Here is a 15729-nt window from a genome sequence, read left to right on the forward strand (position 1 = left end):
TCGGGTTAGGGTATTATGTTGACCATTGTGCCACAGGGCTGCAACAAATAAGGTTTATTCCGAGTTTTTCTGCAAGCCAGGCTTGACGCTATCCGCTGCCGGGATTTATTCATATACTCCTGGCGACTTGTATTCAGCTAAGACACTGCACTGGATTAAGATGAAAACGATTGAAGTTGATGATGAACTCTACAGCTATATTGCCAGCCACACTAAGCATATCGGCGAGAGCGCATCCGACATTTTACGGCGTATGTTGAAATTTTCCGCCGCATCACAGCCTGCTGCTCCGGTGACGAAAGAGGTTCGCGTTGCGTCACCTGCTATCGTCGAAGCGAAGCCGGTCAAAACGATTAAAGACAAGGTTCGCGCAATGCGTGAACTTCTGCTTTCGGATGAATACGCAGAGCAAAAGCGAGCGGTCAATCGCTTTATGCTGCTGTTGTCTACACTATATTCTCTTGACGCCCAGGCGTTTGCCGAAGCAACGGAATCGTTGCACGGTCGTACGCGCGTTTACTTTGCGGCAGATGAACAAACGCTGCTGAAAAATGGTAATCAGACCAAGCCGAAACATGTGCCAGGCACGCCGTATTGGGTGATCACCAACACCAACACCGGCCGTAAATGCAGCATGATCGAACACATCATGCAGTCGATGCAATTCCCGGCGGAATTGATTGAGAAGGTTTGCGGAACTATCTAAAACGTTGCAGACAAAGGACAAAGCAATGGCAATCCACAATCGTGCAGGCCAACCTGCACAACAGAGTGATTTGATTAACGTCGCCCAACTGACGGCGCAATATTATGTACTGAAACCAGAAGCAGGGAATGCGGAGCACGCGGTGAAATTCGGTACTTCCGGTCACCGTGGCAGTGCAGCGCGCCACAGCTTTAACGAGCCGCACATTCTGGCGATCGCTCAGGCAATTGCTGAAGAACGTGCGAAAAACGGCATCACTGGCCCTTGCTATGTGGGTAAAGATACTCACGCCCTGTCCGAACCTGCATTTATTTCCGTTCTGGAAGTGCTGGCAGCGAACGGCGTAGATGTTATTGTGCAGGAAAACAATGGCTTCACTCCGACGCCTGCTGTTTCCAATGCCATCCTGGTTCACAATAAAAAAGGTGGCCCGCTGGCAGACGGTATCGTGATTACACCGTCCCATAACCCGCCGGAAGATGGTGGAATCAAATACAATCCGCCAAATGGTGGCCCGGCAGATACCAACGTCACTAAAGTGGTGGAAGATCGTGCCAACGCACTGCTGGCCGATGGCCTGAAAGGCGTGAAGCGTATCTCCCTCGACGAAGCGATGGCATCCGGTCATGTGAAAGAGCAGGATCTGGTGCAGCCGTTCGTGGAAGGGCTGGCCGATATCGTTGATATGGCGGCGATTCAGAAAGCGGGCCTGACGCTTGGCGTTGATCCGCTGGGCGGTTCCGGTATCGAATACTGGAAGCGTATTGGCGAGTATTACAACCTCAACCTGACTATCGTTAACGATCAGGTCGATCAAACCTTCCGCTTTATGCACCTTGATAAAGACGGCGCGATCCGTATGGACTGCTCCTCTGAGTGTGCGATGGCGGGCCTGCTGGCACTGCGTGATAAGTTCGATCTGGCGTTTGCTAACGACCCGGATTATGACCGTCACGGTATCGTCACTCCGGCAGGTTTGATGAATCCGAACCACTACCTGGCGGTAGCGATCAATTACCTGTTCCAGCATCGTCCGCAGTGGGGCAAAGATGTTGCCGTTGGGAAAACGCTGGTTTCATCTGCGATGATCGACCGTGTGGTCAACGACTTGGGCCGTAAACTGGTAGAAGTCCCGGTAGGTTTCAAATGGTTTGTTGATGGTCTGTTCGACGGCAGCTTCGGCTTTGGCGGCGAAGAGAGCGCAGGGGCTTCCTTCCTGCGTTTCGACGGCACGCCGTGGTCCACCGACAAAGACGGCATCATCATGTGTCTGCTGGCGGCGGAAATCACCGCTGTCACCGGTAAGAACCCGCAGGAACACTACAACGAACTGGCAAAACGCTTTGGTGCGCCGAGCTACAACCGTTTGCAGGCAGCTGCGACTTCCGCACAAAAAGCGGCGCTGTCTAAGCTGTCTCCGGAAATGGTGAGCGCCAGCACCCTGGCAGGTGACCCTATCACCGCGCGCCTGACTGCTGCTCCGGGCAACGGTGCTTCTATTGGCGGTCTGAAAGTGATGACTGACAACGGCTGGTTCGCCGCGCGTCCGTCAGGCACGGAAGACGCATATAAGATCTACTGCGAAAGCTTCCTCGGTGAAGAACATCGCAAGCAGATTGAGAAAGAAGCGGTTGAGATTGTTAGCGAAGTTCTGAAAAACGCGTAAACACATTAAATAAAAAAAGGGCGGTCGCAAGATCGCCCTTTTTTACTTTGCTTTTTTAACCGTGTTTATTTTTCAGTTCAAAGCGTGGTGATACCAGACCATACAGTGTCCAACCAAGGAAGGTCACGATGGAACCGTACAGCATGGCTTCTTCCCCGGATGAGTACAGCGCATAAAAGCTGTACATCGCGCCAACAAAAGCAACAAAGTTTGCAACTTTCGCTTTTGAGGGGGGCACATTAGCGACCTTCTGAATAATGACTAATGCCGCCATTGACAGAATATACGGAATGATATTGGTCACCACGGCCAGGTTAACCAGCACGTTGAACTGACTGTTTAGCGACGGGCTAATCGTCATCAGCGCCAACCCGCTCTGGATAATCACAATGGTCAACATTCCCTGCACCGGTGCATCCACTTTGGTTACACGGGAGAAAATTTTAGGGAAGTAGCCTTCATCAGATGAAGATTTAAACACCTGGGCAATGGTGAACTGCCAGCCAAGCAGCGAACCGCAGCAGGACATCACCATCAGCGCCATAATGACTTTACCCACTTCCGGCGTGAACATCTGCGCGAAGGCCAGACCAAATGGTGCCGTTGAATTTGCCAGCTCCATATTTGGCACAATCCCGGCAATCACGTTGGTGGAGACGATATAAATCACCGCCGCACCTAACGTACCGCCGAGTACCGCGATTGGCACATTACGTTCCGGGTTTTCCACTACATCAGTATTTGCACACGCAGACTCCAGACCAAGAAAAGCCCACAGCGTCATAGCGATGGAAGAACCTACCGCACTGAAGAACGGTGCATGATGCGGATTCCAGGAATCAACGTACAGCGTCGGGCTAAACCAGAACCAGCCAATAATGCACAGACCGACGACCGGAATAATGACTCCCCACACAGTAATGCTACTGATTTGCCCGGTAATGCGCGCACCACCAAAGTTAGCCACGGTACAAATCCACAGCACCCCGATGGTCGCAAGACCAATCTGCACTGGCGACAAACTCGCGCCGAGCAGTTCGGTGCCGTAACCAACCGCCGAAATAGCAATCGCGACGTTAGCAATCAGCAGTGAGACGCCGTAGGTATAGTTCGCCATAAAGTTACCGGATTTACCGAAAGCATACTCGGCATAACCGCCCATACCTCCTGATTTACGGCTGAACATACCGCATTTTGCGAATGCCCATGCCAGTGCCATTGAGCCTACGGCTGTCACCAGCCAGGAGATAATTGAGATTGTCCCAACTTCGGCAAGCTTTGTCGGCAGCATGATGATACCGGAGCCCATCATGTTGACCATCGTCAGTATGGTTAACTGAACGACGCCCATTTTGTTCGATTTAGCCTGACTCATAATTTTTCCCCTTTCAGCAGGGTGCTTTGCGCATCACGAGGCTTGATGACATAGCACCAAACTTGCTTACGACCATCATGTTCTTCGATATAGACACCCTGCAGCTCCGGTGCAAAACCTGGCAGCAGGTTGATCCCTTCTTCCAGAGCGCTGAAGTAACGCAGAACAGCACCACCCCAGATTTCACCCGGAACAACACACAGCACACCCGGAGGATAAGGAAGCGCACCTTCGGCAGCGATACGGCCTTCAGCATCCGGCAGACGAACCAGTTCCACTTCACCGCGTAAATAGGCGTAGTTGGCTTCTTGCGGATTCATGCTGACGCGTGGGAAGTGCTCCTTACGGAACATCTCTTTTTGCAGTTGTTTCACGTTGTGGCGGGCATACAAATCATGCATTTCCTGACACAACTGACGCAGGGTATAACCGGCGTAGCGCTCTTCATGCTGTTTGTAGATGGAAGGTAGCACTTCTGCTAATGGCGCGTCGGACTCAAGCAGTTTTTCGAAGCGTACCAGCAGGGCAACAAGTTGCTGAAGTTTGGCCATATCTTCTGCCGGAGTCAGCAGGAAGAGGATGGAGTTAAGATCGCATTTTTCCGGCACTACGCCATTTTCGCGCAGGAAGTTAGCAAGAATCGTCGCGGGTACACCGAACGCTTCATATTCGCCGTTACGTGCATCAATACCTGGGGTTGTCAGCAACAGTTTGCATGGATCGACAAAGTATTGATTCTCTGCATAGCCTTCAAAAGAATGCCAGTGTTCCCCTGGTACAAACTGGAAGAAGCGCAGATCAACCGCAATTTGCGCTGTTTCATACGACTGCCAGGGTTTACCATCCACCAGTTCAGGTATGAACGGACGAATATGCTGACAGTTATCGAGGATCAGTTTGCGGGCATTAATGCCATTTACCACACAATCCATCCACATATTACGACCGCTGACACCTTCATGCATTTTGGCGTTGATATCCAGTGCGGCAAACAGCGGATAGAACGGGCTGGTGGAGGCATGCATCATAAAGGCGTTGTTCATGCGTTTGTGCGGTACATAACGCTGTTGCCCTTTGATGTGGCTGTCTTTTTTATGGATTTGTGAAGTTTGAGAAAAACCAGCCTGCTGTTTATGTACGGATTGCGTAACCAGAATACCCGGATCGTTCTCATTAAGATCCAGCAACAGCGGCGAACAGTCAGCCATCATCGGAATAAACTGTTCATAGCCGACCCATGCGGAATCAAACAGGATGTAGTCACACAGATGACCAATTTTATCCACCACCTGGCGGGCGTTATAAATCGTACCGTCGTAGGTGCCTAGCTGAATCACAGCGAGGCGGAACGGACGCGCCTCTTTTGCCCGTTGCGGTGCAACTTCTGTAATCAGTTCACGCAGATAACTTTCTTCGAAGCAGTGCGCATCAATACCACCGATAAAACCATACGGGTTACGTGCTGTTTCCAGATAAACCGGTGTTGCACCAGCCTGTAGCAAGGCCCCGTGGTGGTTAGACTTATGGTTATTGCGGTCAAATAGCACCAGATCACCCGGTGTCAGCAGGGCGTTTAAAACCACTTTGTTAGAAGATGAAGTGCCATTTAAAACGAAGTAGGTTTTATCGGCATTAAACACTTTTGCTGCATGTTGCTGTGCAATGCATGGCGCGCCTTCGTGAATCAGCAGATCGCCCATCGCGACGTCGGCGTTGCACAAGTCGGCACGGAACAGCGCCTCACCAAAGTATTCCACAAACTGATTCCCCGCCGGATGGCGACGGAAAAATTCGCCGCCCTGATGACCGGGGCAGTCAAATGCGCTGTTGCCCTGATTGACATAATCGACCAGTGCGCGAAAGAAAGGTGGGCGCAGTTGAGTTTCATAATGGCTGGCAGCGGTTTCTAACTGACGACCATAAAATTCTTTGCGTGCTTCTCCATGTTCGAAGACACCAGAAATACGTGAAAGATATTCTGCTGGTATACGTTCTTCATTTTCCGTTGCAATAAAAACAGGAATGTCATAGCCAGTAGCGTCTATTTCATCGAGTTTTCCACGTTCAACATCACTGACTGATAAAATAATGGCGGCAACGTCAATATAATTACTTTCGTCTATATTCACGCATGCACGATGAGTGGAAAAACAATCCGGGCAAGAACGACTAACGGCAATTTTTAATTCTGACATTTTGTTCATCTCTTTATTTCAGGTAATAGCAGGTCCTCAATTTCTCAAAGGAGAAATCGATCACGCCGGAAAAAAGCAAAGCTCCACCGCTGATAAATAAATCAGTAGTTTGCTTTTTGCAGATGCAATAACCCAGACCAGCCCGGTAACTGGCTATACTCGTCATACTTCAAGTTGCATGTGCTGCGTCTGCGTTCGCTCACCCCAGTCACTTACTCATGTAAGCTCCTGGGGATTCACTCGCTTGTCGCCTTCCTGCAACTCGAATTATTTAGAGTATATACTCGTCATACTTCAAGTTGCATATGCTGCGACTCGAATTATGTAGAGTTTAAAAGGGTTAGCAGTATATGAGCACCGAGGGATACAGGTATTAACCTGTAATGCTTAAAGTCAGGGAGACCTGTACGCTGGGGTGCCCTTTAGTCAGAAGACTAGCGGGCATTAAAGAAATGAAAGTCAAAACTATTACGATGGGCAAACTTCATGATATGGGTTGTCCGCCTTATATGAGGCATTAAGCGGTTATTATTTTCCATTTACCTTTACCTCTTGCTGTGTCAGTTGAAGGTAGAGTTATTCTATCCATGAAATGGCTATAATCTGTGAAGAAGATCAACAAAAAACGATCATACCCCAGATAATAAATCATTAATTATGAATAGCGCCATACTAGATGCTGTTTTGTTACTTAAATGTTGTAATTTCGTGTTTTATATTTGCGTTAAGAAATTAAACCTGCCAAATAATAATATTTGGCGCAGGTTTAATAATAAATTAATCACTATTTAGGCGAATTTATTGAATAAAAATTCAAAGCATAAACCGATAACCAATCCCAGTTTCAGTAATAAAATGGCGAGGCCGGGCCGGGTCTTGCTCCAGTTTTTGTCGCAGATGCCCCATATAAATACGCAAATAATGACTGTGTTCGACCGCGTTTGGCCCCCACACCTGGTTAAGGAGTTGGCGCTGGGTGAGCACTTTCCCGGCATTATTCAGCAGCACCGCCAGCAGGCGGAATTCAATCGGCGTGAGATGCACCTCTTCCTCACCCCGGTGAATCACGCGGGCGGCTAAATCGACGGTAACATCGGAGAATTTCACCAGCGGATCGGGCGCGGTGGTGACAGAGTGGCGGCGTAATGCGACGCGCAGACGGGCCTGCAATTCGCCAATGCCAAACGGCTTACTCAGATAATCATCCGCTCCGGCATCCAGCGCGGCGATTTTGTCGCTCTCTTCGCTGCGTGCGGAAAGCACAATCACCGGCACCGCGCTCCACTGGCGCAGGTCGCGGATAAACTCAATCCCATCACCATCGGGCAGGCCGAGATCGAGAATAATCAAATCTGGCTTACGGGTTGCCGCTTCCAGCAAGCCGCGTTGCAGCGTTTCGGCCTCAAAGACGCGCATCCCGTCGCCCTCCAGCGCCGTGCGCAGAAAGCGACGAATAGCCTGTTCATCTTCAACAATCAGAACGTTTGTCACATATCCTCATGAAATTCTTCAAGTTCAGGAGCGGTTTGCTGGGGAAGTGTAACACGAAAACAGGCACCACCTTCCGGTCGGTTGAACGCGGTAATGGTGCCGCCGTGTACATCCACAATCGCCCGACAAATTGCCAGTCCAAGCCCTACCCCCGGTACTGCCGACTCTTTATTCCCGCGAGCAAACTTATCAAATATCGTCTGCTCCTGGCCTGGCGGAAGACCGGGGCCGTTATCCCAGACATCCAGTTGTAGATTTTCGCCCTCAACGTGGGCATCGATACCAATTTCGGCCTGCGCACCCGCATATTTCACTGCGTTCTCCAGCAAATTAATCAGCACCCGTTCAAAGAGTGGCCCGTCAACGTGGATTAAGGTCAGCGGTTCTGGCAGAGAAAGATTGATGGGCGACGATAAACCCGGTTCCAGCATTTGCAGCGCGCTGCCGACTACTTCTTCCAGCGTTAACCACTCTTTCTTCAAATTAAAGCCGCCGGACTGAATTCGCGCCATATCCAGTAGATTATTCACCAGTCGGGTAGTGTTCAGCACATGCTGACGAATCTCGCTGGCCTGGCGGGCGTGGGGTGATCCTTCGCTTGCCAGATCGAGCGTTAAGATTTCTGCCTGACCAAACAGCACCGTAAGCGGAGTGCGTAAATCATGCGAAAGCGCCGCCAGCAGGGCGTTGCGGATCTGTTCACGTTCGCTTGCCATCCGCGCCTGTTCTTCGCTGGCGGTCAGCGTCAGCCGCTCAAGCGCATTGGCGACTAACAGCGTAAACGTCTCCAGCAGGCGCTGCTGTTCCGGGATCATCAACTGACGCAGATTCCCCGGTTCCACCACCACCAGCCCGTAGGTTTTCTCACCGCTTTTTAACGGCAAAATCTGGTACGGCACGCCGGGTAACGTGTCGGTGCCCGCACCCGCAGGCAGGCCTTTATCAAAACTCCACTGCGCGATGGCATCGTCCCACGGCGTCATTCCTTGCGGATGTGTTAACGGCTGCAATTTACCGTTGTCATCGGGCAACAACACCTGACTGCGGGCATGAAACGTGGAGGCAATAAATTGTTCGCTGGTGGCGGCGATGTCCTGCGGACTGCGGCCCACAGCCAGAGCTTTCGACATTTCATATAAGTGCCGTGTGCGTTGTTCGCGGTAACGGGCTACCCGCGCCTGATAACGCACGCCAGCAGTAAGGTTCCCGATCACCAGCCCGACGGTTAACATCACCGCGAAGGTCAGCAGATATTGCACATCAGAGACGGCGAGCGTGCCGCGTGGGGCGATAAAAAAGAGATCGAAACTCACCACATTAATGACGGTAGCAACCACCGAAGGCCAGCGTCCATAAAATAGCGCCACCACCACCACGCCAAGTAGATACAGCATCACCAGGTTGGCGGCATCAAACGCCATCAGCCACTGCATGGCAATTAAGGTGATAACGGCGCATAACGCGGCGGCAACCACGCATCCCTGAATCTGTACCCGCCACTTGTCTTTAAAAGAGCGGCTATCCGGCGCGTTGTTAATCGTGCGGGCGGGTGGTTCATCAAGCGCGACCAGCACCTGATCGAGATCGGGGGCGATGCGCGCCAGTCGGTCAGCAAACGTTTCCCGACGCCACCAGCGGCGCGAGGCTGGGCGACCGAGAATAATCTTGCCGAGATTATGTTCACGGGCATAACGCACTACCGCTTTCTCTTCCGCTGGATCAGAAAGTGTTGCCGTCTCCGCGCCCAGCTCCTGCGCCAGACGTAAGGCGCTGAGAATTGCCCGACGTTTTTTCTCCGGTAAGCGATGCAGGGCAGGGGTTTCAACATACACCGCGTGCCAGACGCTACCCAGCCGCGCCGCCAGCCGCGCCGCCGCGCGGACCAGTTTCTCACTGCCGGTGTTATGCCCGATGCATAAAAGGATCGCGTCGCGCGTGTGCCAGACTTTCTCTTCGCCAGGATGCCCCCGCCAGGCGCGCATTTGCTCATCAACGCGATCGGCAGTACGGCGCAGTGCCAGTTCGCGCAGGGCGATCAGATTGCCTTTGCGGAAAAAATGTTCAATGGCGCGCTCCGCCTGCCCGGCAATATAGACTTTGCCTTCTTTCAGCCGCTGGCGCAGATCGTCCGGGGGCAAGTCCACCAGCACCACGTCGTCGGCGGCATCGAAAAAAGGATCGGGCACGGTTTCCCGTACCTGAATTCCGGTGACGCCGCTGACCACATCATTCAGACTTTCCAGATGCTGAACGTTGACGGTTGTGAAAACATCAATGCCAGCTTCTAGCAGTTCTTCGATATCCTGCCAGCGTTTAGGATGACGAGAACCTGGCGCATTACTGTGCGCCAGTTCGTCCATTAAGATCAGCGCCGGACGGCGGGCGAGGGCGGCATCGAGATCAAACTCGCTGATGTGCCGCCCACGGTACGCCAGGCGTTTTGGCGGCAGAACAGCCAGCCCTTCCAGCATGGCGGCGGTATCTTTCCGCCCGTGGGTTTCTACCACGCCAACCACAATATCCAGCCCTTGCGCCCGCAGTCGCTGGGCTTCTGCCAGCATCGCCCAGGTCTTCCCGACGCCTGCGCAGGCACCGAAGAAAACTTTCAGCTTCCCCCGATGCGGCGCGGCAGTTTGTTCCAGCAGACGATCGGGGTCGGGACGTAAGGGTTCGTTATTCATCAAGTTTATCCAGCGCCAGATTGAGTTCGACAATGTTGACGACCGGCTGGCCGATATATTTCACCAGTGGTTGTTGGCTGTATTTTGCGATCAGTTGCGTGAGCTGTTCAACGCTGAGATTACGCGCTTTCGCTACGCGTGGGATCTGCCAGGCAGCCGCTTGCGGGGTGATGTTATTGTCCAGCCCGCTTGCCGACGCCGTCACCAGTTCAACCGGAACGTTCGCGCTGGCATCCGGGTTAGTGGCCCGTAATGCAGCAACGCGTGCGGCTATTAGTTTATCCAGCTCAGGGTTACTGACCGCCAGGTTGCTCCCGCCAGAAGCCTGTGGATTATAGGGCATTTCTGCCGTTGCCGACGGGCGACCATGAAAATAGCCGTTGCCGGTAAAATTCTGCCCGATTAATGCCGAACCGCGCACCGTATCACCTTCACGAATCAACGAACCATTGGCCTGCCAGGGAAACCACCATTGCCCCAGCACGGTGGTCAGCAGCGGGTAAACGCCGCCAGTAATCAATAACAGAAAGATAAATGTCGATAATGCCGGACGTAATCCACTCATGGTAAACCTCACACCAGACCGCAAACGGTCAGCAGTAAATCAATGACTTTGATACCAATAAACGGCACCAGCAGCCCACCCAGACCGTAAATCCATAAGTTACGGCGCAACATGGCAGAAGCGGTAAGCGGTTTATAACTCACACCTTTTAACGCCAGAGGAATCAAAAAGACGATAATCAAGGCGTTGAAAATGACCGCACTGAGAATGGCGGAGTCGGGCGAATGAAGGCGCATGATGTTCAGCGCATTTAACTGCGGATACGTTGCCGCGAACGCCGCCGGAATAATGGCGAAGTATTTCGCCACATCGTTGGCAATGCTGAAGGTGGTCAGCGAGCCACGGGTCATCAGCATCTGTTTGCCAATGTGCACCACCTCGATCAACTTGGTCGGGTTAGAGTCGAGATCGACCATATTGCCCGCCTCTTTCGCCGCCTGGGTGCCAGAGTTCATCGCCACCGCGACATCTGCCTGCGCCAGCGCCGGAGCATCGTTGGTGCCGTCGCCGGTCATCGCTACCAAACGACCTTCCGCCTGATACTGACGAATCAATGCCAGCTTGGCCTCCGGTGTCGCTTCGGCGAGGAAATCATCGACGCCCGCTTCTGCAGCTATCGCAGCGGCAGTCAGACGGTTATCGCCGGTAATCATCACCGTTTTAATGCCCATTTGGCGCAGTTGCGCGAAGCGTTCTTTAATGCCGCCTTTAATGATATCTTTCAGCGCAATAACGCCCAGCACACGAGAACCTTCCACCACCACCAGCGGCGTGGCTCCCTGACGCGCAACCTGATCGACTTTTTGATCAACATCGGCAGGGAAGTGACCACCGTTAGCCTCAACATGGCGGCGAATGGCATCGACAGAACCTTTACGGATCATGCGGTTGTCGATGTTGATCCCGCTCATCCGGCTTTGCGCAGTAAACGGTACAAAGGTGGCATGGAGCGACTGCACATCGCGTTCGCGCAGGTTAAAACGTTGCTTGGCGAGGATCACAATACTGCGGCCTTCCGGCGTTTCATCAGCCAGCGAAGCCAGTTGTGCGGCGTCAGCCAGCATTTTTTCATCCACGCCCTGCGCAGGGATAAACTCCGATGCCTGACGGTTACCGAGTGTGATGGTGCCGGTTTTATCCAGCAGCAGAACGTCAACGTCACCTGCCGCTTCAACTGCACGTCCGCTGGTGGCAATCACATTCGCGCCCAGCATCCGACTCATCCCGGCGACGCCGATCGCTGACAACAGGCCGCCAATAGTGGTTGGGATCAGACAGACCAGCAGCGCCACCAGTACCGTTACACTGACTGCATTACCACCCCACGCAGAAAACGGCCACAGCGTGGCGGTTGCCAGTAAAAAGACGATAGTCAGGGCAATCAGCAGGATGGTCAGGGCAATCTCGTTCGGCGTTTTACGTCGCTGTGCGCCTTCCACCATCGCGATCATCCGATCCAGAAATGTCTCGCCGGGGTTAACGCTACACTCAATCACCAGCCAGTCAGAAAGAATACGCGTGCCGCCGGTGACGGAGGCAAAATCGCCGCCGGATTCACGGATAACCGGTGCCGATTCCCCGGTGATGGCGCTTTCATCGACCGATGCACCCCCTTCAATAACTTCACCATCGCAGGGGATAATATCGCCAGCTTCTACTAGCACGATGTCACCTTTGCGCAGTTGATCGGCGGGAACTTTGTCCGCCGCAGCGCCATATTTCGGTTCGCGCAGCTTGCGGGCAAAGGCAGTTTTTTTCACCCCTTTCAGACTGTTGGCCTGCGCTTTACTGCGGCCTTCTGCCAGCGCCTCGGCGAAATTAGCGAACAGTACGGTGATCCACAGCCAACCGCTAATGGCTGCGCTAAACAGCGCAATGCCGGGCATCGCACCGCTTGCCATCGCGATGCTAATACAGGTGGTCAGCAGACTGCCGATCCAGACGATAAACATCACCGGATTGCGCCATTGCGCCTGCGGGTTTAATTTTTTCACCGCTTCTTTCAGCGCCTGAACGACAAGTGTTGGTTCGAATAGCGCCAGTTGTTTACGACTCATATTCAGTGCTCACTCAATATCATCAGGAGAGATATTCCGCCACCGGACCAAGCGCCAGGGCAGGGATAAAGGTCAGTGCGCCAACCAGCAACACGGTGCCGATTAACAGGCCAACAAACAGCGGGCCGTGCGTTGGCAGCGTGCCGGAGCTGGCGGGTTGGCTCTTTTTACTCACCAGCGAACCGGCAATTGCCATCACCGGGATAATCACCCCGAAGCGACCGACAAACATGCAGAACGCCAGTAAACAGTTCCAGAACGGAGAGTTGGCGCTTAATCCGGCAAAGGCGCTGCCGTTGTTGTTAGCGGCGGATGACACGGCGTACAGCACTTCGCTAAAACCATGCGGGCCAGGGTTGAGCATGGCGCTACGTCCGGCGTCGGTCATCATTGCCAGCGCCGCGCCCATCAGCACCAGCGTCGGGGTGACCAGAATCGCCAGTGCAGTCAGTTTCATCTCACGTACGTCGATTTTTTTACCCAGATATTCCGGTGTACGACCAATCATCAGCCCGGCAATAAACACCGCCAGCAGGACAAACAGCATCATGCCGTAAAGACCAGAACCGACACCGCCGAATACCACTTCACCAATTTGCATCAGCCACATCGGCACCATGCCACCGAGAGCGGTAAACGAATCATGCATCGCAATCACCGCGCCACAGGACGCCGCCGTAGTCACGACCGCAAACAGGCTACTGACCAGCACGCCGAAACGGCTCTCTTTACCTTCCATATTGATGCTGCTGTCCGCACCCAGCGCCAGCAGATGAGGATTACCCTGAACTTCTGCCCACATCACCACGCCTACGCAGATGACAAAAATCACTGACATCGCCCACAGCAACATGCGCCCCTGGCGGCGATCGCCCGTCACTTCACCAAAGGCAAAGCACAGCGCTGTTGGGATCAAGAAGATCGCCAGCATCTGCACGAAGTTGGTCAGTGCGGTTGGGTTTTCAAACGGATGCGACGAGTTGGCATTAAAGAAACCACCGCCGTTAGTGCCGAGCATCTTGATCGCTTCCTGAGAAGCCACCGGACCCATTGGTAACAGCTGTTGCGCTCCTTCAACGGTATTCACCGCCTGATAAGGCTGAAAGTTTTGCAGTGCACCTTGTTGAATAAAAAACAGTGCGATCAACAACGCCACAGGGACTAGCACCCATAACGTGATGCGTAGCAGATCGACCCAGGCATTCCCGAGTGTGCTCATGCTCTGGCGGGTAAATGCACGGATGAAGGCAAAAATCACCGCAATCCCGCTGGCGGCAGAAAGAAAGTTTTGCACCGTTAAGCCCGCCATCTGGCTGAAATAGCTCAACGTGGTTTCACCGCTATAAGATTGCCAGTTGGTATTCGTGACAAAGCTGACGGCGGTATTCAGCGCCAGATCCCACGACAGCCCCGGCAACTGCTGTGGATTAAGCGGCAGATAGTGCTGACCGAGCAACATAAAAAACAGCACCGCAAGCCCCAGCATGTTCAGGCCGAGAATGGCTGAGAGATACTGCTTCCAGTTCATCTCATGGTTAGAGACGCCAGGTAAACGAAAGAGTATACGTTCAACGCCCGCTGTACCGGGAAGAGGAATATCATTAATCAACCGTGCCAGCCCGCTACCTAAGGGACGCGCCAGCACCATCAGCACCAGTAAAAACGTGGCGATCAATAAGAACCCTTGCGCAGCCATCAGAACGCCTCCGCATTGATCAGGGCATAAACCAGATAACCCAGTAATAAAAACACCAGCAACACGCCGGCTATCACGCCTGCACTCACAGTGCACCTCCAGTGGCCTAAAAGTGATACCGGAAGGGTAGAATTTTGGCTGCAAAGATTTCGCAAAAATCTGCGGACGGGGTGTAAAAAAAGTATAAAAATGGCAAAAGCCATGATTTAACTAATGTTTAGTATTAATTTAACTTTTGTGTAACTTAATTACAGGGTCAATGTAAATAAACCATCAATAAGCAAAAATAAGTGGTCGGATGAGTAGTAAAATTACACAAAAGGCGGTACTATTTTCATCAGATAAACAAATTCATTTTTCCGGTGCTATTCACCGGGTAGATACAAAAGGGGGAGAAAAGTATGGAACTCTACAGAGAATATCCTGCATGGCTTATCTTTTTACGCCGTACTTATGCGGTTGCAGCGGGCGTTCTGGCGCTGCCTTTCATGCTTTTCTGGAAAGACCGCGCCCGCTTTTACAGCTACCTGCACCGCGTCTGGTCGAAAACCAGCGACAAACCGGTGTGGATGGATCAGGCCGAAAAGGCAACCGGTGATTTTTACTGATTGCCTGCGCGCTTAAGCCAGCCTCGTATCAGGGGGCTGGTTTATGTGTTTTACATCAACGTCTTCCATGATAATTAACATGGAAGACGTTTACATCGTGTTATTCATTTCATCACTGTTTTAGCATCAAGTTTCGATAGTATCCTTTTAAAGGGCGGCTCAGGATGCGGTCGCCTCCATTGTTGCTCTAAGCAACTATGTCGTCAGAAATCTTCAGTTAGGTTGCATACTCCATTACACACTTTCCTGAAACCTCAGGGGAAGGTGAGAAAGCCCCTGTCACTTTTGCTCATTCCAGCATCTAAATAAATTCCGAATTTTGCTATTAACATCGCTACCGCAAGAAAAGCAGATAGTAAAGAGAGTAATATATACTTTATTGATATATTAAGAATAATTAATTGTTAACATATCTAATGCAATAAGATGTGTTGTTGTTAATAAAAAGCTTATAGATTTATAGTTAATAATTAAAACGCATCCGATATTTCAGCTTTTTCTATGCAAGATACAATTTTATAAGGTGTCCATTTTTATATGGAGGCGGTAGCGTGTCTGTTACTAGTGGTTTTATTTGCATGGTGAATATATTGGGATTGTTAAATGCATAACGATGTATCCGTTCTGGTCGTTGTAAACATTGCTAATTGCTTAATATTATTAGTGATTATGGCTGAAAAGATAAAATG

13 protein-coding genes are annotated in these 15729 nt (G+C 51.9%); 3 read left to right on the top strand and 10 right to left on the bottom strand.

All coding sequences use genetic code 11. The annotated features are described in order from the left end of the window. Window positions 1-160: 160 nt before the first annotated feature. Window positions 161-706, top strand: coding sequence for a replication initiation negative regulator SeqA (gene seqA / locus OQV04_RS16255; RefSeq protein WP_000848387.1), 546 nt, complete (start codon window positions 161-163; stop codon window positions 704-706). A 25-nt stretch (window positions 707-731) separates the two neighbouring features. Continuing rightward, window positions 732-2372 carry a phosphoglucomutase (alpha-D-glucose-1,6-bisphosphate-dependent) gene (gene pgm / locus OQV04_RS16260; protein WP_001297249.1) on the top strand — a complete coding sequence of 547 codons (1641 nt, stop codon included), beginning with the start codon at window positions 732-734 and terminating at the stop codon, window positions 2370-2372. 55 nt (window positions 2373-2427) lie between these two features. Here pgm and potE read toward each other — a convergent pair whose 3' ends face one another. From potE to kdpF, 10 genes are all read right to left on the bottom strand, one after another. Beyond that, window positions 2428-3747 (bottom strand): putrescine-ornithine antiporter, encoded by a 1320-nt coding sequence (potE, locus tag OQV04_RS16265; protein ID WP_000075845.1) that lies wholly within the window; start codon window positions 3745-3747, stop codon window positions 2428-2430. Then, on the bottom strand, window positions 3744-5942 hold the full coding sequence (gene speF, locus OQV04_RS16270; RefSeq protein ID WP_001292415.1) for an ornithine decarboxylase SpeF: 2199 nt from the start codon (window positions 5940-5942) through the stop codon (window positions 3744-3746). Before speF ends, potE begins: the two co-directional genes overlap by 4 nt. Window positions 5943-6376: 434 nt before the next feature. Beyond that, complete coding sequence (gene speFL / locus OQV04_RS16275; RefSeq protein WP_001312672.1) at window positions 6377-6481, bottom strand: leader peptide SpeFL; 105 nt, start codon at window positions 6479-6481, stop codon at window positions 6377-6379. After that, a complete protein-coding gene (locus OQV04_RS16280; RefSeq protein WP_001299172.1) occupies window positions 6460-6594 on the bottom strand; it encodes a hypothetical protein in 135 nt (44 codons plus the stop codon). The genes speFL and OQV04_RS16280 overlap by 22 nt, the downstream gene beginning before the upstream one ends. A 161-nt stretch (window positions 6595-6755) precedes the next feature. Further along, entirely contained in the window at window positions 6756-7433 is a 678-nt protein-coding gene (gene kdpE, locus OQV04_RS16285; protein ID WP_032280508.1) for a two-component system response regulator KdpE, read from the bottom strand. Further along, entirely contained in the window at window positions 7430-10114 is a 2685-nt protein-coding gene (gene kdpD, locus OQV04_RS16290; protein WP_089534661.1) for a two-component system sensor histidine kinase KdpD, read from the bottom strand. Before kdpD ends, kdpE begins: the two co-directional genes overlap by 4 nt. Next, window positions 10107-10679, bottom strand: coding sequence for a K(+)-transporting ATPase subunit C (kdpC, locus tag OQV04_RS16295; protein ID WP_032280511.1), 573 nt, complete (start codon window positions 10677-10679; stop codon window positions 10107-10109). The genes kdpD and kdpC overlap by 8 nt, the downstream gene beginning before the upstream one ends. Window positions 10680-10687: 8 nt before the next feature. After that, window positions 10688-12736 (bottom strand): potassium-transporting ATPase subunit KdpB, encoded by a 2049-nt coding sequence (gene kdpB / locus OQV04_RS16300; protein WP_032280512.1) that lies wholly within the window; start codon window positions 12734-12736, stop codon window positions 10688-10690. A gap of 22 nt (window positions 12737-12758) precedes the next feature. Beyond that, window positions 12759-14432, bottom strand: coding sequence for a potassium-transporting ATPase subunit KdpA (gene kdpA / locus OQV04_RS16305; protein ID WP_032280513.1), 1674 nt, complete (start codon window positions 14430-14432; stop codon window positions 12759-12761). Continuing rightward, a complete protein-coding gene (gene kdpF / locus OQV04_RS16310) occupies window positions 14432-14521 on the bottom strand; it encodes a K(+)-transporting ATPase subunit F (RefSeq protein WP_001365534.1) in 90 nt (29 codons plus the stop codon). Before kdpF ends, kdpA begins: the two co-directional genes overlap by 1 nt. 312 nt (window positions 14522-14833) lie before the next feature. On the opposite strand from kdpF, the gene OQV04_RS16315 reads away from it, so the two are divergent. Next, window positions 14834-15040: a YbfA family protein gene (locus tag OQV04_RS16315; RefSeq protein ID WP_000424924.1), complete on the top strand. Its 207-nt coding sequence runs from the start codon at window positions 14834-14836 to the stop codon at window positions 15038-15040. Window positions 15041-15729 lie beyond the last annotated feature (689 nt).

Origin of the sequence: Escherichia sp. Lx600-2 (assembly GCF_036662595.1) — a bacterium.
Lineage (GTDB): Bacteria > Pseudomonadota > Gammaproteobacteria > Enterobacterales > Enterobacteriaceae > Escherichia > Escherichia coli.

What these genes read in the sequence shown, in the direction of transcription:
- kdpA (WP_032280513.1), bottom strand. Translation starts at nt 14,432, where the DNA reads ATGGCTGCGCAAGGGTTCTTATTGATCGCCACGTTTTTACTGGTGCTG.
- OQV04_RS16280 (WP_001299172.1), bottom strand. Translation starts at nt 6,594, where the DNA reads ATGATTTATTATCTGGGGTATGATCGTTTTTTGTTGATCTTCTTCACA.
- speFL (WP_001312672.1), bottom strand. Translation starts at nt 6,481, where the DNA reads ATGGAAAATAATAACCGCTTAATGCCTCATATAAGGCGGACAACCCAT.
- kdpB (WP_032280512.1), bottom strand. Translation starts at nt 12,736, where the DNA reads ATGAGTCGTAAACAACTGGCGCTATTCGAACCAACACTTGTCGTTCAG.
- kdpC (WP_032280511.1), bottom strand. Translation starts at nt 10,679, where the DNA reads ATGAGTGGATTACGTCCGGCATTATCGACATTTATCTTTCTGTTATTG.
- seqA (WP_000848387.1), top strand. Translation starts at nt 161, where the DNA reads ATGAAAACGATTGAAGTTGATGATGAACTCTACAGCTATATTGCCAGC.
- pgm (WP_001297249.1), top strand. Translation starts at nt 732, where the DNA reads ATGGCAATCCACAATCGTGCAGGCCAACCTGCACAACAGAGTGATTTG.
- kdpD (WP_089534661.1), bottom strand. Translation starts at nt 10,114, where the DNA reads ATGAATAACGAACCCTTACGTCCCGACCCCGATCGTCTGCTGGAACAA.
- potE (WP_000075845.1), bottom strand. Translation starts at nt 3,747, where the DNA reads ATGAGTCAGGCTAAATCGAACAAAATGGGCGTCGTTCAGTTAACCATA.
- OQV04_RS16315 (WP_000424924.1), top strand. Translation starts at nt 14,834, where the DNA reads ATGGAACTCTACAGAGAATATCCTGCATGGCTTATCTTTTTACGCCGT.
- speF (WP_001292415.1), bottom strand. Translation starts at nt 5,942, where the DNA reads ATGTCAGAATTAAAAATTGCCGTTAGTCGTTCTTGCCCGGATTGTTTT.